19 protein-coding genes and 2 pseudogenes are annotated in these 18,580 nt (G+C 71.1%); 10 read left to right on the top strand and 11 right to left on the bottom strand.

Annotated features, from left to right (window positions below):
* Positions 1-68 precede the first annotated feature (68 nt).
* The 4 genes from ACZ3H8_RS22435 (at position 69) to ACZ3H8_RS22420 (ending at position 3,969) form a co-directional block, all read left to right on the top strand.
* Positions 69-851 (top strand): CoA transferase subunit A, encoded by a 783-nt coding sequence (locus tag ACZ3H8_RS22435; protein ID WP_467404441.1) that lies wholly within the window; start codon positions 69-71, stop codon positions 849-851.
* A complete protein-coding gene (locus tag ACZ3H8_RS22430) occupies positions 851-1,498 on the top strand; it encodes a CoA transferase subunit B (protein ID WP_467404439.1) in 648 nt (215 codons plus the stop codon). The genes ACZ3H8_RS22435 and ACZ3H8_RS22430 overlap by 1 nt, the downstream gene beginning before the upstream one ends.
* Position 1,499: 1 nt before the next feature.
* The gene (locus ACZ3H8_RS22425) at positions 1,500-2,690 is read left to right on the top strand and encodes a thiolase family protein (RefSeq protein ID WP_467404436.1); all 1,191 of its coding nucleotides are present in this window, start codon (positions 1,500-1,502) and stop codon (positions 2,688-2,690) included.
* Between the two features lie 94 nt (positions 2,691-2,784).
* Positions 2,785-3,969, top strand: coding sequence for a 4-hydroxybenzoate 3-monooxygenase (locus ACZ3H8_RS22420; RefSeq protein WP_467404434.1), 1,185 nt, complete (start codon positions 2,785-2,787; stop codon positions 3,967-3,969).
* 3 nt (positions 3,970-3,972) lie between these two features.
* Here ACZ3H8_RS22420 and ACZ3H8_RS22415 read toward each other — a convergent pair whose 3' ends face one another.
* The 5 genes and pseudogenes from ACZ3H8_RS22415 to ACZ3H8_RS22395 form a co-directional block, all read right to left on the bottom strand.
* Positions 3,973-4,524: an MFS transporter gene (locus ACZ3H8_RS22415; protein WP_467404797.1), complete on the bottom strand. Its 552-nt coding sequence runs from the start codon at positions 4,522-4,524 to the stop codon at positions 3,973-3,975.
* 18 nt (positions 4,525-4,542) lie between these two features.
* A pseudogene (locus ACZ3H8_RS22410) lies at positions 4,543-4,656 on the bottom strand (hypothetical protein); the annotation flags it as partial.
* 80 nt (positions 4,657-4,736) lie between these two features.
* Positions 4,737-5,198, bottom strand: a pseudogene (locus ACZ3H8_RS22405) (MFS transporter); the annotation flags it as partial.
* 350 nt (positions 5,199-5,548) lie between these two features.
* Positions 5,549-6,001 (bottom strand): hypothetical protein, encoded by a 453-nt coding sequence (locus ACZ3H8_RS22400; protein ID WP_467404431.1) that lies wholly within the window; start codon positions 5,999-6,001, stop codon positions 5,549-5,551.
* A gap of 90 nt (positions 6,002-6,091) precedes the next feature.
* The gene (locus ACZ3H8_RS22395; RefSeq protein WP_467404429.1) at positions 6,092-7,339 is read right to left on the bottom strand and encodes a DUF6745 domain-containing protein; all 1,248 of its coding nucleotides are present in this window, start codon (positions 7,337-7,339) and stop codon (positions 6,092-6,094) included.
* 228 nt (positions 7,340-7,567) lie between these two features.
* On the opposite strand from ACZ3H8_RS22395, the gene ACZ3H8_RS22390 reads away from it, so the two are divergent.
* Positions 7,568-7,921 carry a YciI family protein gene (locus ACZ3H8_RS22390; protein ID WP_467404427.1) on the top strand — a complete coding sequence of 118 codons (354 nt, stop codon included), beginning with the start codon at positions 7,568-7,570 and terminating at the stop codon, positions 7,919-7,921.
* An 8-nt stretch (positions 7,922-7,929) separates the two neighbouring features.
* Positions 7,930-9,168, top strand: coding sequence for an RNA polymerase sigma factor (locus tag ACZ3H8_RS22385; protein ID WP_467404425.1), 1,239 nt, complete (start codon positions 7,930-7,932; stop codon positions 9,166-9,168).
* Between the two features lie 64 nt (positions 9,169-9,232).
* On the opposite strand, the gene ACZ3H8_RS22380 is transcribed toward ACZ3H8_RS22385, so the two are convergent.
* Both ACZ3H8_RS22380 and ACZ3H8_RS22375 read right to left on the bottom strand, forming a co-directional pair.
* Positions 9,233-9,808 carry a histidine phosphatase family protein gene (locus tag ACZ3H8_RS22380; RefSeq protein WP_467404794.1) on the bottom strand — a complete coding sequence of 192 codons (576 nt, stop codon included), beginning with the start codon at positions 9,806-9,808 and terminating at the stop codon, positions 9,233-9,235.
* A gap of 120 nt (positions 9,809-9,928) precedes the next feature.
* Positions 9,929-11,368, bottom strand: coding sequence for an aminotransferase-like domain-containing protein (locus ACZ3H8_RS22375; protein ID WP_467404423.1), 1,440 nt, complete (start codon positions 11,366-11,368; stop codon positions 9,929-9,931).
* Here ACZ3H8_RS22375 and ACZ3H8_RS22370 point away from each other — a divergent pair.
* Positions 11,367-12,263, top strand: coding sequence for a DMT family transporter (locus tag ACZ3H8_RS22370; RefSeq protein WP_467404420.1), 897 nt, complete (start codon positions 11,367-11,369; stop codon positions 12,261-12,263). The genes ACZ3H8_RS22375 and ACZ3H8_RS22370 overlap by 2 nt on opposite strands.
* 68 nt (positions 12,264-12,331) lie before the next feature.
* The gene (locus ACZ3H8_RS22365; RefSeq protein ID WP_307664545.1) at positions 12,332-12,523 is read left to right on the top strand and encodes a DUF1918 domain-containing protein; all 192 of its coding nucleotides are present in this window, start codon (positions 12,332-12,334) and stop codon (positions 12,521-12,523) included.
* A gap of 39 nt (positions 12,524-12,562) precedes the next feature.
* Here the strand turns inward: ACZ3H8_RS22365 and ACZ3H8_RS22360 are convergent, their stop codons facing one another.
* The gene (locus ACZ3H8_RS22360) at positions 12,563-13,822 is read right to left on the bottom strand and encodes a glycoside hydrolase family 10-like protein (protein ID WP_467404419.1); all 1,260 of its coding nucleotides are present in this window, start codon (positions 13,820-13,822) and stop codon (positions 12,563-12,565) included.
* Between the two features lie 171 nt (positions 13,823-13,993).
* Here ACZ3H8_RS22360 and ACZ3H8_RS22355 point away from each other — a divergent pair, with 171 nt between their 5' ends.
* Together ACZ3H8_RS22355 and ACZ3H8_RS22350 are read left to right on the top strand one after the other, a co-directional pair.
* Complete coding sequence (locus ACZ3H8_RS22355) at positions 13,994-14,854, top strand: 3-hydroxybutyryl-CoA dehydrogenase (RefSeq protein WP_307664543.1); 861 nt, start codon at positions 13,994-13,996, stop codon at positions 14,852-14,854.
* Positions 14,855-14,986: 132 nt separating this feature from the next.
* Complete coding sequence (locus tag ACZ3H8_RS22350; RefSeq protein WP_307664542.1) at positions 14,987-15,244, top strand: hypothetical protein; 258 nt, start codon at positions 14,987-14,989, stop codon at positions 15,242-15,244.
* A gap of 10 nt (positions 15,245-15,254) precedes the next feature.
* On the opposite strand, the gene ACZ3H8_RS22345 is transcribed toward ACZ3H8_RS22350, so the two are convergent.
* The 3 genes from ACZ3H8_RS22345 to ACZ3H8_RS22335 form a co-directional block, all read right to left on the bottom strand.
* Positions 15,255-15,785 (bottom strand): NUDIX hydrolase, encoded by a 531-nt coding sequence (locus ACZ3H8_RS22345; protein ID WP_398989626.1) that lies wholly within the window; start codon positions 15,783-15,785, stop codon positions 15,255-15,257.
* Between the two features lie 51 nt (positions 15,786-15,836).
* Positions 15,837-17,177: a transcriptional regulator gene (locus ACZ3H8_RS22340; protein ID WP_467404415.1), complete on the bottom strand. Its 1,341-nt coding sequence runs from the start codon at positions 17,175-17,177 to the stop codon at positions 15,837-15,839.
* 296 nt (positions 17,178-17,473) lie between these two features.
* A complete protein-coding gene (locus tag ACZ3H8_RS22335; RefSeq protein WP_467404413.1) occupies positions 17,474-18,493 on the bottom strand; it encodes a PP2C family protein-serine/threonine phosphatase in 1,020 nt (339 codons plus the stop codon).
* Positions 18,494-18,580: the final 87 nt, after the last annotated feature.

Below are 18,580 nucleotides of genomic sequence, written 5' to 3'. Positions count from 1 at the left end.
TCTAGTTCATCTGACGAACAAACGGAACGACTCCGTACCCCCGTCGGTGTGCGACAAGGAATCCCTTCATGGACAAAGTCAAACAGAGCGCGGCCGAGGCAGTCGGTGACATCGCGGACCATGCGTCGCTCGCCGTCGGCGGCTTCGGCCTCAGCGGAGTGCCGAGCACACTGATCGAGGCGGTGCACGCGCTGGGTGTCGGCGGACTGAGCGTGGTCTCCAACAACTGCGGCGTGGACGGCGCAGGGCTCGGCGTCCTGCTCGCCGAGGGCCGGATCGCCCGCGTCACCTGTTCGTACATCGGCGAGAACAAGGAGTTCGCCCGCCAGTACCTCGGTGGCGAGCTGGAGGTCGAGCTGGTGCCCCAGGGCACGCTCGCCGAACGGCTGCGCGCGGGAGGCTGCGGCATACCCGCCTTCTACACCCCGGCCGGTGTCGGCACCCAGGTCGCCGACGGCGGACTGCCCTGGCGCTACACCCCCGGCGGCTCCTCCCGGCCGGAGGCCGGGACAGCCGCCGTGGCCCTGTCATCCCCGGCCAAGGAGATCCGCGTCTTCGGCGGGCGCGAGCATGTCCTGGAGTACGGCATCACCACCGACTTCGCGCTCGTAAGGGCGGCCAGGGGCGACCGGCACGGCAACCTCGTCTTCAACAAGGCCGCCCGCAACTTCAACCCGCTCGCCGCGATGGCCGGGCGGATCACGATCGCAGAGGTCGAGGAGCTGGTCGAGCCCGGCGAGCTGGACCCGGACGCCGTCCAGTTGCCCGGCGTCTTCGTCCAGCACGTGGTGGCGCTCACCCCCGAACAGGCCGCGGCCAAGGACATCGAGAAGAAGACGGTGCGAACCTGATGGCCTGGACGCGCGACCAGATGGCCGCCCGCGCGGCCGCCGAACTGACCGACGGCTCCTACGTCAACCTCGGGATCGGGCTGCCCACCCGGGTACCGGGCTTCCTGCCTCCCGGCGTGGATGTGGTGCTCCACTCGGAGAACGGCATCCTGGGCGTCGGCCCGTACCCCTACGAGGACGAGGTCGACCCGGACCTGATCAACGCGGGCAAGGAGACCGTCACCGTCCTGCCCGGCTCCGCATACTTCGACTCCGCGCTCTCCTTCGGCATGATCCGCGGCGGCCATATCGACGCAGCGATCCTGGGCGCGATGCAGGTGTCCGCCACCGGCGATCTGGCCAACTGGTCCGTCCCCGGAAAGATGATCAAGGGTATGGGAGGGGCGATGGATCTGGTCCACGGCGCCCGCCGGGTGATCGTCCTCACCGACCATGTGGCCAAGGACGGCTCCCCGAAGATCGTCCAGGAGTGCACCCTCCCGCTGACCGGCACCGCGTGCGTGCACCGCGTCATCACCGACCTCGGCGTCCTCGACATCACCGACGCGGGACTGGTACTCGTCGAGACGGCTCCCGGAGTCACCCCGGACGACGTACGGCGAAAGACAGCCGCACCGCTGACCGACACCACCCGTGCAAGGAGCTGACATGACCGGCCGCCTGCGTGACGTCTACGTCGTCGACGCCGTCCGTACGCCGATCGGCAAGTACGGCGGAGCCCTGTCCGGTGTGCGCCCCGACGACCTCGCCGCCGGTGTGCTGGGTGCGCTCGTCTCCCGTACGCCCGACCTCGACCCGGGCCGGATCGACGACGTCTTCTTCGGCAACTCCAACGGCGCGGGCGAGGACAACCGCGATGTCGCCCGCATGGCCGTGCTGCTCGCCGGGCTGCCCGTCACCGTGCCGGGCAGCACCGTCAACCGGCTCTGCGGCTCCGGCATGGAGGCCGTGATCCAGGCGGCCCGCGCCATCGCGGTCGGCGACGCATCCATCGCCGTCGCGGGCGGCGTCGAGTCGATGAGCCGCTCCCCCTGGGTGGTGCAGAAGCCCGGACGCGGCTTCCCCGCCGGGCATCAGCAGATGTACTCGACCACCCTCGGCTGGCGGATGGTCAACCCGCGCATGCCCGAGGAGTGGACGGTCCCCCTCGGCGAGGGCGCCGAACTGGTCGCCGAGCGCTACGGAATCGACCGCGCGGCGCAGGACGCCTTCGCGCTGGCCAGCCACCGGAAGGCGGCACGCGCCTGGCAGGAAGGACTGTACGACGGCGAGGTCGTCCCCGTCGACGGCGTGGAACTGGCCCGCGACGAGTGCATCAGAGACGCCACTTCACCAGAGGCGCTGGCCAAGCTGAAGCCCGTGTTCCGGGCACACGGCACGGTCACGGCGGGCAACTCGTCCCCGCTCAACGACGGCGCCGCAGCCCTCCTGCTCGTGGACGAGGACGGGCTGCGCGCCACCGGCCGCGAGCCGCTTGCGCGGATCGGCGCCTCGGCCGTCACCGGCATCGAGCCCCAGTACTTCGGCGCGGGACCGGTGGAAGCCGTACAGCGCGCGCTGAAGAAGGCCGGGCGCGGCCTCGGCGGGCTGCACACCGTCGAACTCAATGAGGCCTTCGCCGCCCAGGCGCTCGCCTGTCTGAGCCAGTGGCCCGGACTCGACCCGGAGATCGTCAACCCGCGCGGTGGCGCCATCGCCATCGGCCATCCGCTCGGCGCCTCGGGCGCCCGGATCACCGGCGCCGTCGCCCACCAGCTCGCCGGAGCGGGCTCCGGGACAGGCCTCGCGGCGCTGTGCATCGGCGTCGGGCAGGGCCTGGCTCTCGTACTGGAGAGGTAATGCCAAGACCCGGACGACGCCGGTCCGTTCGCACCGGTCCGGTCCGGCACCGCGGCCGAGTCACCACCCTGCCGACGCACCTGGAGGAACACTGATGCACACCACCGTCGGCATCATCGGCGGCGGCCCCGCGGGCCTGCTGCTGGCCCGGCTGCTGCACAACGCCGGTATCGACAGCGTGGTCCTGGAGCGCCGCGACCGCGGCTACGTCGAGCGGCGGCAGCGGGCCGGCATCCTGGAACAGGCCACCGTCGACGCGCTGCGCGCCGCGGGCGCCGGGGAGCGCATGGACCGCGAGGGCATGCCCCATGACGGCATCGAGCTGCGCTTCGACCGCCGCTCCCACCGCATCGACTTCCCCGCCCTCACCGGCGGCCGGAGCGTGATGGTCTACGCGCAGACCGAGGTGGTCAAGGACCTCATAGCGCTCCAGCTCGCCGACGGCGGCCCGCTGCTGTTCGACGCCGAAGTGCGGGGCGTGGACGGGGCCGACACCGACAGGCCCTCCGTCCGGTACGTACACGAAGGCCGCGAGCAGACTCTGACCTGTGATTACGTCGTCGGATGCGACGGCTTCCACGGTGTGGCCAAAGGCGCCGTCCCCGAGTCCGTACGGACGACGTACGAGCGGGTCTATCCGTACTCGTGGCTGGGCATCCTCGCCGAAGCCCCGCCCGTGTACGACGAGTTGATCTACGCGCATTCCGGGCGCGGCTTCGCGCTGGCGAGCATGCGCTCCCCGTCCGTCAGCCGGCTCTACCTGCAGGTCCCGGGCGGCACCGACCCGGCCGACTGGCCTGACGAGCGGATCTGGGACGAGCTGGACGCCCGCTTCGCCACCGACGCCGATCCCGGCTGGAAGCTGGAGCGTGGCCCGGTCACCGGCAAGGCGGTCCTGCCGATGCGCAGCCATGTGACCGAGCCGATGCGGTACGGGAGGGTGTTCCTGGCGGGCGACGCGGCGCACATCGTCCCGCCGACCGGTGCCAAGGGTCTCAACCTGGCCGCCGCCGATGTGATCGTCCTCGCCCGGGCGCTGATCCACGGGCGGGACGCCGGCTCTACCGAACTGCTCGACGCCTACTCCGACACGTGCCTGCGCCGCGTCTGGCGGGCCGAGCACTTCTCGTACTTCATGACCACGATGCTGCATACCGATCCGGCCCAGTCCGCGTTCGAGACCCGTCTGCAGCTCGCCCAGCTCGACCGCGTGGCGGCCTCGCCGCACGCCGCGGCCGAACTGGCGGAGAACTACACGGGGTTGCCGCTCCCGGGGTGAGCCTCACCGGCGGGTGGCGGGCGACGCGCTCACCGTAGAGGCCCCGGCAGAGGTGCTTCGGCGTCCGCCGAGCCGGGCCGCGAGTGGGACGAAGGCGATGGCGGTGGCGCCGAGCAGTCCCGTCAGGGCGAACGTCGTGAACCCCCAGCTCTCGTTGCCGCCCGCCGCGAAGACGCCCCCCAGCCAGGGGCCGACGATCGCGCCGGTCCGGCCGACGCCGGTCACCCAGCCGAGCCCGGCGACGCGTTCGCTGCCCCGGTAGACGGTGTTGGTGGCCGCGTAGACCATCACCTGGGCACTGAACAGCCAGATGCCGGTGACAGCGACCACGACATACGTCGCCGCCAGCGGCAGGTGCCCCTTCAGCAACAATGCGCCGACCGCGGTGAGGACGAACCAGATGGCCGAGACCCTGACCGCGCCGAAGCGGTCGGCGGTGCGGCCCGCGATAAGCATGCCCACAATGCCGCCCGCGTTGATGACCAGCAGGAAGCTGACGGAGGAGGACAAGCCGTAGCCGGAGGCGCGAATCATCTGCGGCAGCCAGGTGCTCACGCCGTAGACGAGGAGCAGACCGCAGAAGGACGCGATCCACAGCAGCGGGGTCGCCCAGCGCGCCTCGGGCCTGAAGAGGGCGAGTACCGCGTCGAACCGCCCCTTGGCCCCGGCAGCCGGTGCCTCGACCAGGGTGGGCCGGGGCAGCCGTAGCGGTCGGCGACGGCGTCCGCCTTCGCCTGGTCGCCGCGCGCGAGCAGGACGCCCGGCGATTCGGGAAGCAGTCTCAGCAGGAGCGGCACGGCGATCACCGCGGGAAGCACACCTGCCCAGAACACCCAGCGCCAGCCGGCGGACGGCGCCAGCGTCAGGCCGAGGGCCGTGGCCACCATGCCGCCCGCGTGGTACGAGGTCATCAGCAGGCCGGTGGTCAGCGCGGCGCGGCGCGGAGGCGCGAACTCCATCACCATGGCCAGACACAGCGGCATGAGCCCGCCGAGCCCGAGCCCGGCGACGAACCGGCCGGCCCCGAAGAGCGCCGGAGACCCGGCCGTCGCACAGAGCGCGGACCCGAGGGAAAACACGGTGACGCTGCCGACCAGCATGGGGCGGCGGCCGAGCCAGTCGGTGATGTTCCCGGCGGTGAGTGCGCCGATGAGCATGCCGAAGGTGGTCCAGCTGCCGATGGTGCCCGCGCTCGACGGCGTCAGGCCGAGTCCTGGGTCGTCGAGCATGTGCGGCATGACGGCGCCGTAGATGTTGACGTCCATGCCGTCGAAGAAGACGGCCAGCCAGCACAGGGCAAGGACGGGAAGCACTGTGCGGAAGGTGTGCGGAGAAGGGTGGGAAGAGGGCGGGGATGGTGCGCCCGCCGCGCCGGTGGAAGTCATATCAGTCCCTGGATACGAGCGGCTTGTTCGTCTGGTGAACTTCAATTCACTGTCGGGGTCGCATGAGTGACCGGCGGGGCGGGCGGGGTGTCAATGAGCCTGCGCGCGGAGTTTTCCTCGGAGACGGCGGTCCGGCCGGGCGCGGTGGTCGACGCGCCCGGCCAGACCGTGTCGGTTCCGGAACCGGATACGGATCAGTCGGCGACCAGGCGGTCGCTGATCCGGCTTGTCCCCTCGCTGCGTTCGCGCTGCCGGCGGATCACATACCGGCCTGGTGCGATACCCGTACCGCCGTGTTCCGGGTGGATCAGATAGACGATCGCCGTGGTCTCGATCATCCCGAGAGCCAGGCCCTGGGGATCGACGACCCTGGCGGTCCAGTAGCAGGTGCCGGGGTCGGCCGCGAGCGTGTGCGGGTTGCCGCCCGCGGCGCTGCGCAGCAGCTCGATGCCGGCGGAGGGAACCTCCCGCCAGCGCGCGTGCTCCGACACCGTGACGCCTTCGAGAAGCGCGTGCGGGATGACGATCAGATCGCCCTGAGCCTGGAGCCCGTCGACGACGGGGATCGTCACCTCGCGCTCCAGGTGGTCGAGGACATCGAGGCCGGTCCGGGTGGTGAGATCGGCAAGGGTCATGGTCGTGGTCATTTGCATCACCTTGGGTGCTCGAAGAGTGCTGGAAGAAGTGCTGGAAGAAGTGCTGGACGAGTGCTGGAAAGTTGCTCGGGCAGGCGCGGATCAGGTGCGCCGGACAAGCTGGGAGTACTGGGCGCCGGTCAGGCCGTAGGACCATCCGGCGGCCGTGACGGGGTCGTCGATGTTCGCGGGGACGCTCAGGCCGTAGCGACGGCGCTGCCCGTCGGGTTCGACGGAGCCGTTGACGACAAGCAGTACGCGCGCGGGCGTGCCCCAAACCTGACGAGGTACGTGAAAGAGATGCAGGTCCGAGCCGGGGTTTCCGGGGTCGCCGGCCGTGGCGACGAGTTGCAGGCCGGCTTGTTCGATGTAGGAGTCCCAGCCGATGCGTTCGATGGCGCAGCGGCGCACTTCCACGTTCGTCTCACGGTGGATCCGTTCGACGGTCGGTTCCGTGAGCACCCAGGCCGGCACGTGGGTTCCGTGCAGGACGTGCAGCTGCGCGCCGTCCGCGAACCGGACGGCGGGGCCGTCCTCGTGGTGCAGCCGCAGCTCGCCGTGACGACCGTTGGGCAGTGGTTCAGTGTGCACCTCGGTCGGCCGCTCAGCCATGACGCACAGCCCCTTGTGGGGCCACCACCAGCCGGCCGACCGGGCCAGTTCCGCCCAGAGGCCGAGTTGGTGCGCGTCGCCGCCGTGGTAGGTGGCCGACCCGATGCGTACGTGTACGTCGTAGTGGGCGACCCAGTAGGCGTCGTGCTGGCCGTACCAGGTGAGCCCGAGCGAGTCGCCTGCCGCGGGCAGCAATGCCGCCCGCACCGGATTGCGGAACGCGTCGCGCAGCGATGCGCCCAGCGATTCGTGCACCACGGCATCGAGCACGCTGTGCAGCGGGATGTCGGCTTCGAGAGCGTCCTCGGGAGACATGGCCTGTGCCGCCCGGAGCCCGGAGGAACTCCAGCTCCAGCTCGACGGCGAACGGCCGATCCGCGCGTCCATGCGGGTCCGCAGATCCGACAGCAGGGACGCCAGCCGGGCGGCGAGTGGCCAGTCGGCCCCGTGCGTGGGCGCAGAACCGGCCCGCAACCGGGAGGGGGTGAAGCTGCTCGGATCGTCAAGCGCCGTTGCCAACGCGGCAGTTGGAGAGGGCACCCAGATGAACCGTGGCCCCGGTTCGTCGATCAAGCGGTACAGCTCGGTGACAGCGGCCTCGGCACTCGCCCGGTCGGCCGGATCTGTGGATGTGCCGTGCCTCAGCCACTCGTCACGTACGGCGCACGCCAACAGCACGCGTTCATCGAGAGGGAGGGGTTTCGTGCCGCGGAACATTGTCCCGCGCGGAGTCGTCACGGCGCTCACCGGAGGGTGGCGGTGTCCGCCTTTCCGTTAGTCATGCCGTGGATCGTGGCAGGCGCGGCCGCGGCCCGCAAGCCAGTTTCCGGCGCCGCCCACCCCGCCCACCGCCACGCGAAGAAATCTTCCGGCCCGGCCGCGTCCGGTGTCGATCCGGCCGGAAGCCGTTCGTATAGAGGGTGAGAGGCGGGCACGAGGCCGGCCACCACACGGAGGAGAGACGCCATGCAGCAGTACCTGCTCAGCATCTACCAGCCCGACGGAGACCCGCCGCCGCCCGAGGTTCTGGAACCGATCATGCGGGACCTGGAGGCCGTGAATGCCGAGATCAGGGCGGCCGACGCCTGGGTGTTCTCCGGCGGCCTGTACCCGCCGAGCACGGCCACCGTGGTGCGGCTGAAGGACAGTGAGCTGCTCACCACCGACGGCCCGTACATCGAGGGCAAGGAGCACATCGGCGGGTTCACCGTCATCCAGGCGCCCGATCTCGACGCCGCGCTCGAGTGGGGCGGCAAGCTCGCCCGGGCGATCACGCTCCCGATCGAGGTCAGGCCGCTGCAGTACGGAACCTGTGGGTGACATCCGGCATGCCGGAGGTGCCCGCGTCGGTGACGGAGCGCGTGTTCCGCGAGGAGTACGGTCGCGCGGTCGCCGTCCTGGTCCGCGTCTTCGGTGACATCGGCATCGCCGAAGAGGCGGTCCAGGACGCGTTCACCACGGCGCTGCAACGGTGGCCGACGGCGGGGGTGCCGCCGAGCCCGGCCGGGTGGATCATCACCACCGCGCGCAACCGGGCGGTCGACCGCCTGCGCCGGGAGGCATCCCGTCAGGACCGGCATGCCCAGGCCGCGCTGCTGCACGCCCCCGGCGCGCCGGCCCAGGAGGAGGATCCCGTGCACGACGACCGGCTGCGCCTGATCTTCACCTGCTGCCACCCGGCGCTCGCCCCCGCATCCCGGGTCGCCCTGACCCTGCGGCTCCTCGGCGGGCTCACCACCACGGAGATCGCCTCCGCATTTCTGGTCGCAGAGCCCGCCATGGCCCAGCGGCTGGTCCGCGCCAAGGGCAAGATCCGCGATGCGCGCATCCCCTACCGGGTCCCGCGCGAGGCCGACCTCCCGGACCGCCTGCGGGCCGTGCTCGCCGTCGTCTACCTCATCTTCAACGAGGGCTACAAAGCCAGTTCGGGCGAGCGCCTCGTCCGCGAGGACCTCTGCGCGGAGGCCATTCGCCTCGGCCGGCTGCTGGCCGACCTGATGCCCGACGAACCGGAGGTCAAGGGCCTGCTCGCGCTGATGCTGCTCACCGACTCACGCCGGGCCGCCCGCACCACGCCCGACGGCGGCCTCGTCCTGCTGGCCGACCAGGACCGCACCCGGTGGGACCACGCGCTCATCGCCGAGGGCCAGGCGCTGGTCCGCCAGTGTCTGAGGCGCGATCAGCCCGGCCCGTACCAGATCCAGGCGGCGATCAACGCGGTCCACAGCGACGCGCCGATCGCGGCGGCCACCGACTGGGGCCAGATCCTCCGGCTGTACGACCAGCTGCTCGCCCTCGCCCCGAACCCGGTCGTGGCTCTCAACCGCGCGGTCGCGGTGGCCGAGCTCGACGGCCCGGCCGCGGCACTGGTCCTGGTCGACGACATCGACCTCGACGGACACCACCTGTTCCACGCCATCCGCGCCGACCTGCTCCGCAGGCTGGGCCGCGACAAGGAGGCGGCCCGGGCGTACGAGGCGGCGCTCGCCCGCACCGCGAACGAGGCCGAGCGCGCGTTTCTGCGACGCAAACTCGAGGCGCTCGGCGGAAGTGACTGCGCGCCGTAAACCCCCTGCCGGCCGTCCCCGGCGAGCGGCTCCAGCCGTCGGCCGTGGACCCACACGCGCAGGATCAGGCGGCCGTCTCCAGGCGCAGGCTCCAGCGGCCCGCCTGACCGGTCAGGGCGACGGTCGACAACGGGCGGACGTCCACGTTCCAGTACGACGAGGGCGGCGCTTTGAGGGCGTACACCAGTGCCGCTCGTACGACAGCGGGTTCGGCGACCGCGACGAGGGAAGCACCGTCGTCGGCGGGCCTCGTGTCCAGCCAGCCCCCTATGCGCGAGATGAACGCCAGCAGCGGCTCGCCGCCGTGCGGCGCGGAGCGCGGGTCGGCCAGCCAGGCGTCGACGGCCGCCGGTTCACGGGCCGTGACCTCCGCGAGCGTGAGGCCGCGCCAGCGGCCCATGTCGCAGTCGCGCAGCGCGGGCTGGGCGAGCGGAGCGAAGCCGAGTGCGTCGCCGGTCGCCCGGCTGCGGGCGGTCGGCGAGCAGTAGCGCAACTCGGCGGCGCTGAGCGGCACCAGCCGGTACGCGTTGAGCTGCACCTCGTGCCAGCCGGCCTGGTCGAGCGGCCGGTCGTCATCGAACCGCTCGGTGAGCAGGGAGGAACTGCGCGCGGCGGCGACCAGCGTGATCCGGACACTCATGGCGAGATCGTGGATGCGAAAGCCCCGCAGGTCAAGGGGGGATTTGTCCATCCTGGCCGCGATGCTGGGGATGGTGGCCGAGTTGCTCATGATCGCCCGGTCCCGGACGGCTGACGGCGCTCAGCCCAGCACCTCGTCGCAGGCCTTTCGCAGCCGTCGTACACCCTCGGCGATCTCGGCGGGGCCCGCCACTCCCGCGAAGCTCAGCCGGACGTGTCCGGCCGGAGGTTCGGCGCAGAAGTAGGGGCGGCCGGGGGCCAGTGCCACGCCCGCGCGCAGAGCTGCGGCGAGCAGGGTGGCCTCGTCCGCGCCGTCGGGGAGGCGCAGCCAGAGGTGGTAACCGCCGGAGGGGATGTACGGGAGGGACAGCTCGGGCAGTCCGAGGCGCAGCGCCGCGGTCATGGTGTCGCGACGGGCCTTCAACTCGGCCGCCACGGTGCGCAGATGGCGGTTCCAGGCCGGTGATCCGACCAGTTCCAGGGCCGCTTCCTGGAGGGGACGGGGGACGAAGAAGGTGTCGACGACATGGATGGCGCGCAGCCGTTCAAGCACCGGGCCGCGAGCCGCCAGCATGCCCACCCGCAGGCTGGGCGAGGTCGCTTTGGTGAGCGAGCTGACGTGCACGACGACGCCGTCGCGGTCGTCCGCGGCGAGCGGGCGCGGCAGGGGGCCCGCGTCCTCGTGGACCATGCGGCGGGCGAAGTCGTCCTCGACGACGAAGGCTCCGGCCTCGCGCGCGATACGCAGCACGTCGGGGCGGCGATCGGGCGAGAGCACCGCGCCGGTGGGGTTCTGGAAGAGCGGCTGGCAGACGAAGACCCGGGCTCCGGTGGCCTTGAAGGCGGCGGCGAGCAGTTCCGTACGGACTCCCTGGGGGTCCACCGGGACCGGCACTGGACGCAGCCCGGCGGCGCGGGCGATGGCCAGCATGCCCGGGTAGGTGGGGGACTCGACGAGGACGGGTGCGCCGGGCGGTGCGAGTGCGCGCAGGGCGGTGGTCAGCGCGGACTGGCCGCCCGCCGTGATCAGTACGTCGGCGGCGCCGATGCTGTCGCCGAGGCCGCGGGCGAACCACTCGCGCAGTTCGGGCAGCCCGTCGGTGGGCGGCCGCCCCCAGGCCCCGGGCCGCCGTCCCGCCCGGGCCAGCGCGGCGGCCATCGCCCGCTCCGGCTGGAGCGATGCGTGCAGATAGCCGCCGTTGAACTCCACGACACCCGGCGGCGGCGCGGCCAGCGTGGCCAGCACCCCGGAGGCGTCCACGGCGCGCGGCACCAGCTCGGTGGCCGTGTCCGCGCTGAGGGTGACCTCCTGCCAGGAGGTGTCCCCCGGCGTCGGGGCGGTGTCGGTACGGGGCTGCGCCCGGTACGCACCGGCGCCGGGGCGGGTGACGACCAGGCCCTCGGCGGCGAGCTGGGCGAGCGCGCGGGAGACGGTCACCGGCGAGACCCGGTACCGCTCGACCAGTGCCCGGCTCGACGGCAGCTTCCCACCAGGTGAGTAGCGGTCCAGCTCTCGCTTCAGGGCATTTGTCAATTCCGCCACACTGCTACGCTCTTGCATGACAGCACAGGATAGCGCTACCCGCACCAACTCGATAGCGGTCAGCAGCGGCACCCTCCTCGCCGCACTCGGCGTCATCGCGTTCTCGCTCACCTTTCCGTCCACCGTCTGGGGCCTGGAGAGCTTCGGCCCCTGGTCCCTGGTCGCCGTACGGAGCGCCCTCGCCGCCCTGATCGTCGGCGGTTTTCTGCTGGTGATGCGGATACCGCTCCCCGACCGCCGGCACTGGGCGGGCCTCGTCGTGGTGGCCGGGGGTGTGGTGGTGGGCTTTCCGCTGCTGACGACGCTCGCGCTGCGGACCTCCACCACCTCGCACGCCGCCGTGGTGGTGGGGCTGCTGCCGCTGGCCACCGCCGCCTTCGCGGCCGTCCGCACCGGCCGCCGCCCCTCGCGCACCTTCTGGCTGGCCGCGCTCGCCGGCGCGGCCGTGGTGATCGCCTTCACCGTGCAGCAGAGCGGCGGCGCGCTCCAGACCGGTGACCTGTATCTCTTCTGCGCACTGCTGGTCTGCGCGGCCGGTTACACCGAGGGCGGCAGGCTGGCCCGCCATATGCCGGGCTGGCAGGTGATCGGCTGGGCACTGATCCTCTGCCTGCCGCTCGCGCTGGCGGGATCGGCGGTCGCCCTGGCCTTCGAGCCGGTCCGGCTGACGGCGCACGGCGTGATCGGACTGCTCTGGGTCGCGGCCGGTTCAACCTTCTTCGGTCTGTACGTCTGGTACCGGGGCATGGCCTCCATCGGCATCGCCAAGGCCAGCCAGCTCCAGCTCGCTCAGCCGCTGCTCACCCTTGTCTGGTCGGTGTCCCTGCTGGACGAGCGGCCCTCCCCCGCCGCCCCGGTTGCGGCCGTGGCCGTCCTGGTGTGCATCGCGGTGACACAGCGGGCCCGAAGCTGAGGGTGCAACTCCCGGCCCCGGCCGTAGACTCGAAGCACGGACCACCGCCTTCGAGGAGGCCACTCCCGATGCAAGCAAACGTGGGCGACACGCTGCTGGTACACGGCAGGACCGTGGGACAGCACGACAAGACCGCCGAAGTCGTCGAGGTACTGGGGCAGAAGGGCAACCCCCCGTACCGCGTGCGCTTCGACGACGGGCATGAGGCGCTGCTGTCTCCGGGCCCCGACACTGTTGTGCGCCACCACGAGCAGACCTGACCCGGACCCCTCGACCAGCCCCCTGACCCGGCTCGTCCCTCAGGCGGGCGGCAGCAGTCTGGTCGGATAGTGGTCGGCCACCACCCTGGCCATCGCCCCGACCGGATCCCTCATGACCTCTTTGGCCGAGAAGAAGCAGTGGCCGCTCACTTCGGCGTACGTGCGCGCCAGCGTGAGATGCCGGGAGAGCTCGGCGGGGTCCTGCCAGGGAGCGGGCTGGGCGGGGTCGCCCGCCTTGTAGAGGGCCTCACCGGCGTAGAGACGGACGCCCGTGCCCCGTACGACGTCGCTCCACCAGGGCAGCAGCTTGGCGTAGTCGGCCGGGCCGAAGCCGATGTGCCAGTACAGCTGCGGTACGACGTAGTCGATCCAGCCCTGCTTGATCCACTTACGGGTGTCGGCGTGCAGATTGTCGTAGGTCTGCACGCCCGCCGTGGTGTCCGAGCCGAGCGGATCGGTGGCGACATTGCGCCACACGCCGAACGGGCTGATTCCGAACTTGATGTCCTTCTTGGCCTTCTTGATCCGGTCGGCCATCTCTCTGATCAGCCGGTCGATGTTGTCCCGCCGCCAGGCGGCCTTGTCCGGGAAGCCCGCGCCGTACCGGGCGTAGGTCTCGTCGTCGTCGAAGACCTGGCCGGCCACCGGATACGGATAGAAGTAGTCGTCGAAGTGGACCGCGTCGATGTCGTAGCGGCTGACGGCGTCCGTCATCGCGTCCTGGACGAAGGTCCGGACCTCGGGGATGCCGGGGTTGTAGTACAGCTTCCCGCCGTACGGCAGAACCCACTCGGGGTGCACCCGGGCCGGGTGGTTCTCGACCAGACGGGACGGGTCGGTGTGGGTTGCGACGCGGTACGGGTTGAACCAGGCATGCAGTTCAAGACCGCGCAGATGGGCCTCGCGCACGGCGGTGCCCAGCGGGTCCCAGCCGGGGTGCTGCCCCTGTACGCCGGTGAGGTACTGCGACCAGGGCTCGTGCGGCGAGGGCCACAGGGCGTCCGCGGTGGGCCTGACCTGGAGGACGACGGCGTTCAGTTTGCGGGCGACGGCGGTGTCGAGGTGGTCGAGGAGTTCGCAGCGCTGCTCGTCTGCGGTGCGGCCGGGCAGGGACGGCCAGTCGCGATTGGCGACGGTCGCGAGCCACATGCCGCGGAACTCCGGGAGCGGCTTGTGCCGGCGGCGCGCGGCGCCGGCCGACGAGCCGACGGGCCGGGCGGCGGCGTCGCCGCCCGTTGCCAGCGCGGCCAGTACTCCGGCCGCCGTCAGCACGAACCCTCTTCTACCGATACGCCCCATATGTCACCCCGTTCGCGCTCGGTGCCGGTCACCGCATCCGCCCAGCATGCCCGCCCCTGACCACCGCGCACAGATGCATCCGGAGTAACGTCGTGGGGTCGAGGCGGGCACCGGAACCATACGGGGGCGCCTGCCGCAGAGATCAGCGAAAGGCACGAGGTGACGGACTCAATGGCCGACATTGCACGCGTCGGAGTCGTGGGCTGCGGCCAGATGGGCGCAGGCATCGCGGAGGTGTGCGCCCGCAGTGGCCTCGAGGTGAAGGTCGCCGAGACCACGGGCGAGGCTCTGGAGATCGGTCGCACCCGGCTCTACAACTCCCTCTCGAAGGCCGCCGAACGCGGCAAGATCACCGAGGAGGAGCGCGACGCGACGCTGGACCGGCTCAGCTTCACCACCGACCTCGGGGAGTTCGCCGACCGCGATCTCGTCATTGAGGCCGTCGTGGAGAACGAGCAGGTCAAGACCGAGATCTTCCAGGTGCTCGACCAGGTGGTGACCCGCCAGGACGCGATCCTCGCCTCCAACACCTCCTCCATCCCCCTGGTGAAGCTGGCCGTCGCGACCTCCCGGCCCGACCAGGTCATCGGCATCCACTTCTTCAACCCCGCCCCGGTGCAGAAGCTCGTCGAGCTGATCCCGGCGCTGACCACCTCCGAGGAGACGATCAAGCGCTCCGAGGCCGTGGTGCAGAACGTGCTGGACAAGCACCCGATCCGCGCCCAGGACCGCTCGGGCTTCGTGGTGAACGCCCTGCTCATCCCGTATCTGCTCTCCGCGATCCGGATGTTCGAGTCGGGCATCGCCAGCCGCGAGGACATCGACAACGGCATGGAGCTGGGCTGCGCCCACCCGATGGGTCCGCTGAAGCTCTCCGACCTGATCGGCCTCGACACCGTCGCCTCGGTCGCCGACTCGATGTACGCGGAGTTCAAGGAGCCGCTGTACGCCGCTCCCCCGCTGCTGCAGCGGATGGTGGACGCGGGCCGCCTCGGACGCAAGACGGGCTCCGGGTTCTACCCGTACTCCTGATTCACACGGAGTGTGCGGGGCGTGCCCGCATATGCCCTGCGCACACGCTCCCGCCCTCCGACCAGGGCGAGTTGACTCGGTTCCGCTCAGTCAAGGGTCCGCAGTACAACTTTGTCGAAGAGGAGCCAATCCGTGACCACCGACCCTGATCATTTAGTGGTCGTCGAAGAGTTCGCTGAGTTACGCCGCAGCCTCGACGTCGGCCTTGCCCGGATCGACGGGCATCTGGCACTGCTCGCACAGCGCAACGACCAGATCGACCGGGATCTCACCGATCTGGCCGCGCGCGTCGGGGCACTCGAGCACGCCAGGTGGCCGCTGCCCGCCGTCGCCGCGCTCACTGCGCTGGGAGCGCTGGCCGTCACCGTGTGGCAGGCGCTGGGCCGCTAGCCGCCGGGGGTCAGCCCAGCCGCAGATGGTGGAGCATCAGCAGCCCGGCCGCCATGTTGGCGGCCGGGACCTCACCCCGGGCGATCATGTCGGGCACCAGCTTGAGCGGTATCCACTCGCGGCGCGACGACTCGAAGTCGTCCTCGGGGTGCCCGATGTACGTGGCGTCCTCGGCCCAGTAGAGATGGTGCCGGGCATCGGTCAGGCCGTTGGACGGTTCGACGGTCAGGAGGTGCTGGAGGGGGCCGGGGCGCCAGCCCGTCTCCTCCTCCATCTCCCGGGCCGCGGCGGCCTCTACGTCCTCGCCGTCCTCGACTACGCCCGCCGCGAGCTCCCAGCCCCAGCTGTTGGTGATGAAACGGTGCCGCCAGAGCATCAGCACCTCGTTGGCCCTGTTGACCGCTGTCGCTACGGCGACCGGGCGGAGCCGGATGAGGAAATGGTCCAGGTGCCGGCCGTCGGGGAGCACGACGTCCGCGAGGTTGACCCTGAACCAGCGGTTTTCATAGACAGTTTGTTCGCTTAAGTTCGTCCACTGCACTTTTCTGCCACCTTCCGACAAGTAGATGGCAATATCGCAGCAGGAGCTCGGTCAGAGGGGAACGCGCAGCGCCCCGTCGATGAGTTCGGCCGCCTCGTCGGCATTGCTGCAACCGCTCGCCACGAGATGCTCGCGCACCGCGCGCAGCCGGTCCCTGAGCCGCTGCGACTCCATCCCCCTCGCCCGCTCCACCATCTCCGCAGCCGTCCGCGCCGCCCGGTCCACCTCGCCCTGGCGCAGCTCGATCTGGCTGAGCATGGCGAGCCGGTGGACCCGGCCGCGGTCGTGCGCCGGAGTGTCGACGGCCGCCGTGGCGTGCTCGCGTGCCCCCGGCAGATCACCGAGGCTGAGCAATGCCTCCGCGACCTGGACGTTCACCAGCCCCGGCTGGACATAGCCGGTCTCGTCCGGCTCGGACCCGGGACGGATCCGCTCCGCCTCCGACTCCGCGCGCCGGATGCACCGCAGCGCGCTGCCGCCGTCGCCGAGATGTGCGTACGCCTTCGCCTGCATCGCGTACAGATCGGCGGCCAGCGCCGGAGTGAGCTGGCGCCCGGCCGCCCGCAGCGCCGCCTCCGCGAAGGCCACCGCCTGCCGGTGCTCGGCCATGAACAGCGACTGGTTGACCAGCAGCGCGATGACATACGCGCCAAGCCCCCGGTCGCCACTGGCCTTTGCGAGCCGCAGCGCCTGATGGAAGTAGCGCTGGGCGAGGCCGTGCGCATCGGAGTCGTACGCGCAGATGCCGGCGACCGCCACCAGACCGCCTGTCGCACGGTGCAGTTGGCGGCCCAGCGCGTCGCTGTAGGCGCCGCGCAGCAGGGGCGCGGTCTCGGCGTTGAGGAAGCCGACTATCCGGGCGCGGGTGGCGATGCCGCCCGCCTTGCGGTACATCAGCTCGTAGTGCGCCCTGGCGGCGCGCAGCATTTTGATGTCGGCCATGCTGACGCGCGTCTGTCCGGAGCGGGAGACATCGGAGTCCTCCGGAGGGTTCTCCCACTCCCATACGGGCATCACCGCGGGCGTGCCGGTGACCGCGGGCGCCCCTATGATGTGCGGCCGTTGCTGTTCGTCGGAACGCCACAGCGCGGTGGCGCGCTCCACGAAACCGGAGAGCGGCGAGCCGGGCGGCGTGACCGACTCGCCGGACACGCCCAGGCCGATATCGCCCAGCGTTATGGCCCGGTGCAGCCGGTTCGCGAGCACCTCGCAGATGAGGTCGGGCACCTGGCCGCGCGGGCGCTGGCCCTTCAACCACCGTGCCACGGCCGTGTGTTCGTACCGCAGTGACAGGCCTCTGGCCCGGCCCGCCTGATTGACGCGGGCGGCGAGGCCCGCGTTGGAGATGCCTGCCTCGTCGAGCAGGGCGTCGAGCAGGGTATTGGGCTGCATGTGGGCCCTCCGTTGGCTCGGTCCGCTCAGCGTAGTAGAGGGGGATTCGCACGGGGTGTGATTGGAGTGCCCCGATCTGTGCCTCGCGCGCTCTGCCGCCGTACCGTTCGCGCCGGTTGACTGAAATGCCTCTCATGGAGGCGGCCGGGCCGCCGGCTCCCCCTCGTACAGTGCGGCGGCCCTCGATCGCGTCGTCTGCCCTGCTGATCTGCCCGACACTCCGCGGCAGGGCGGGCGGCGCCGGCCGCACGGCAATCCCTTGGTTGCCGATCGCTGCACATGGCTGCAGATGACAGCTAGCGATTGGAGGGTTCCGGCCGGGTACGGCGCAGGGCGGTGTCCCCGCACTGCGCCGGCACCCGCGAGCGGTCGTTGCGCAGCACCAACAGCGCCACATCGTCGGCGATCCGCCCACCGGTGTGCCGCAGCAACTCCGAGTGAACGGTGGTGATCACGGCGGCGGGCGAGACCGGTGAGCCGAGCGCGGCATCGGCGAGCACGGCTTCCAGACCGAAGAACTTCCCCGACGCGTCTCGGGCGTCCGCCGCCCCGTCCGTGTGCAGGAACAGCGCCTCGCCGGACAGCAGCCGCGCACACCGGTGCACCGGCAGTTCGGCGGGGAGCGGAAACATGCCGAGCGGCGGCAGCGGATCGCCGCAGGCGAGCGGCTCCGCCCCATGGCGACCGAGCCGATACGGCCATGGATGACCGCAGTTGAGAGCCACCACGCTCCCGTCCGTCCCGATCTCCAGCAGTAGTACGGTGACGAACTCCTCCGCCGACGGGCAGTGCGGCTCTCCCCCGCCGGCCGCCGGATGCTCGTCCCTGGCCCGCTCCCGCAGATACCGCTGCATCGCCCGGTCCAACCGCCCGAGGACACCGCCCAGTTCGGGCTCGTCGTGGGCGGCCTCCCGGAAACTGCCGAGCACCGCCGCGACCGCCCCGATCGCGGCGAGACCATGGCCGCGGACATCGCCGATGACGATGCGGACGCCGTAAGGGGTGGCCACCGCCTCGTACAGATCACCGCCGATCGCGGCACCGCGGCTCACCGAAAGCTGGCCCGCGGCAAGAGCGAGGCCGTCCAGGCGCGGCGGCGGCGGACGCAGCAGCACTCGCTGGGCGGCGTGGGCGACCGCGCGGACACGTCTGAGCTCGCGGCTCAACTGCCGCCTGATGCCGAGCACAAGCGCGGTGCCGACCGTGAAGAACACGACGCCGGTGACGATCCGCTGGCCCAGGCTCTCGGGCTCGTCGGCCGGGCAGGCGATCTTCCAGGTGAGGGCCGCGACGCCCCAGGCTGTGGGAAGCAGCAAGGGGAGCAGCCGCCCTGCCCGTGAATCCTCCGCGCGCGCTGCCCTCGCCCACCGCGAGACGGGAAAGGCACCCCGAGACCTGATACG

This window comes from Streptomyces sp. NPDC002868 (genome assembly GCF_055563295.1).
Note: the sequence above shows the minus strand (reverse complement) of the source record. Positions and strands in the feature narration are given on the sequence as shown.

Excerpts from the sequence above, each read along its gene's own strand:
- ACZ3H8_RS22435 (WP_467404441.1), top strand. The coding sequence starts at position 69 with ATGGACAAAGTCAAACAGAGCGCGGCCGAGGCAGTCGGTGACATCGCG.
- ACZ3H8_RS22430 (WP_467404439.1), top strand. The coding sequence starts at position 851 with ATGGCCTGGACGCGCGACCAGATGGCCGCCCGCGCGGCCGCCGAACTG.
- ACZ3H8_RS22425 (WP_467404436.1), top strand. The coding sequence starts at position 1,500 with ATGACCGGCCGCCTGCGTGACGTCTACGTCGTCGACGCCGTCCGTACG.
- ACZ3H8_RS22420 (WP_467404434.1), top strand. The coding sequence starts at position 2,785 with ATGCACACCACCGTCGGCATCATCGGCGGCGGCCCCGCGGGCCTGCTG.
- ACZ3H8_RS22400 (WP_467404431.1), bottom strand. The coding sequence starts at position 6,001 with ATGACCACGACCATGACCCTTGCCGATCTCACCACCCGGACCGGCCTC.
- ACZ3H8_RS22390 (WP_467404427.1), top strand. The coding sequence starts at position 7,568 with ATGCAGCAGTACCTGCTCAGCATCTACCAGCCCGACGGAGACCCGCCG.
- ACZ3H8_RS22385 (WP_467404425.1), top strand. The coding sequence starts at position 7,930 with ATGCCGGAGGTGCCCGCGTCGGTGACGGAGCGCGTGTTCCGCGAGGAG.
- ACZ3H8_RS22380 (WP_467404794.1), bottom strand. The coding sequence starts at position 9,808 with ATGAGTGTCCGGATCACGCTGGTCGCCGCCGCGCGCAGTTCCTCCCTG.
- ACZ3H8_RS22370 (WP_467404420.1), top strand. The coding sequence starts at position 11,367 with ATGACAGCACAGGATAGCGCTACCCGCACCAACTCGATAGCGGTCAGC.
- ACZ3H8_RS22375 (WP_467404423.1), bottom strand. The coding sequence starts at position 11,368 with ATGCAAGAGCGTAGCAGTGTGGCGGAATTGACAAATGCCCTGAAGCGA.
- ACZ3H8_RS22365 (WP_307664545.1), top strand. The coding sequence starts at position 12,332 with ATGCAAGCAAACGTGGGCGACACGCTGCTGGTACACGGCAGGACCGTG.
- ACZ3H8_RS22360 (WP_467404419.1), bottom strand. The coding sequence starts at position 13,822 with ATGGGGCGTATCGGTAGAAGAGGGTTCGTGCTGACGGCGGCCGGAGTA.
- ACZ3H8_RS22355 (WP_307664543.1), top strand. The coding sequence starts at position 13,994 with ATGGCCGACATTGCACGCGTCGGAGTCGTGGGCTGCGGCCAGATGGGC.
- ACZ3H8_RS22340 (WP_467404415.1), bottom strand. The coding sequence starts at position 17,177 with ATGCAGCCCAATACCCTGCTCGACGCCCTGCTCGACGAGGCAGGCATC.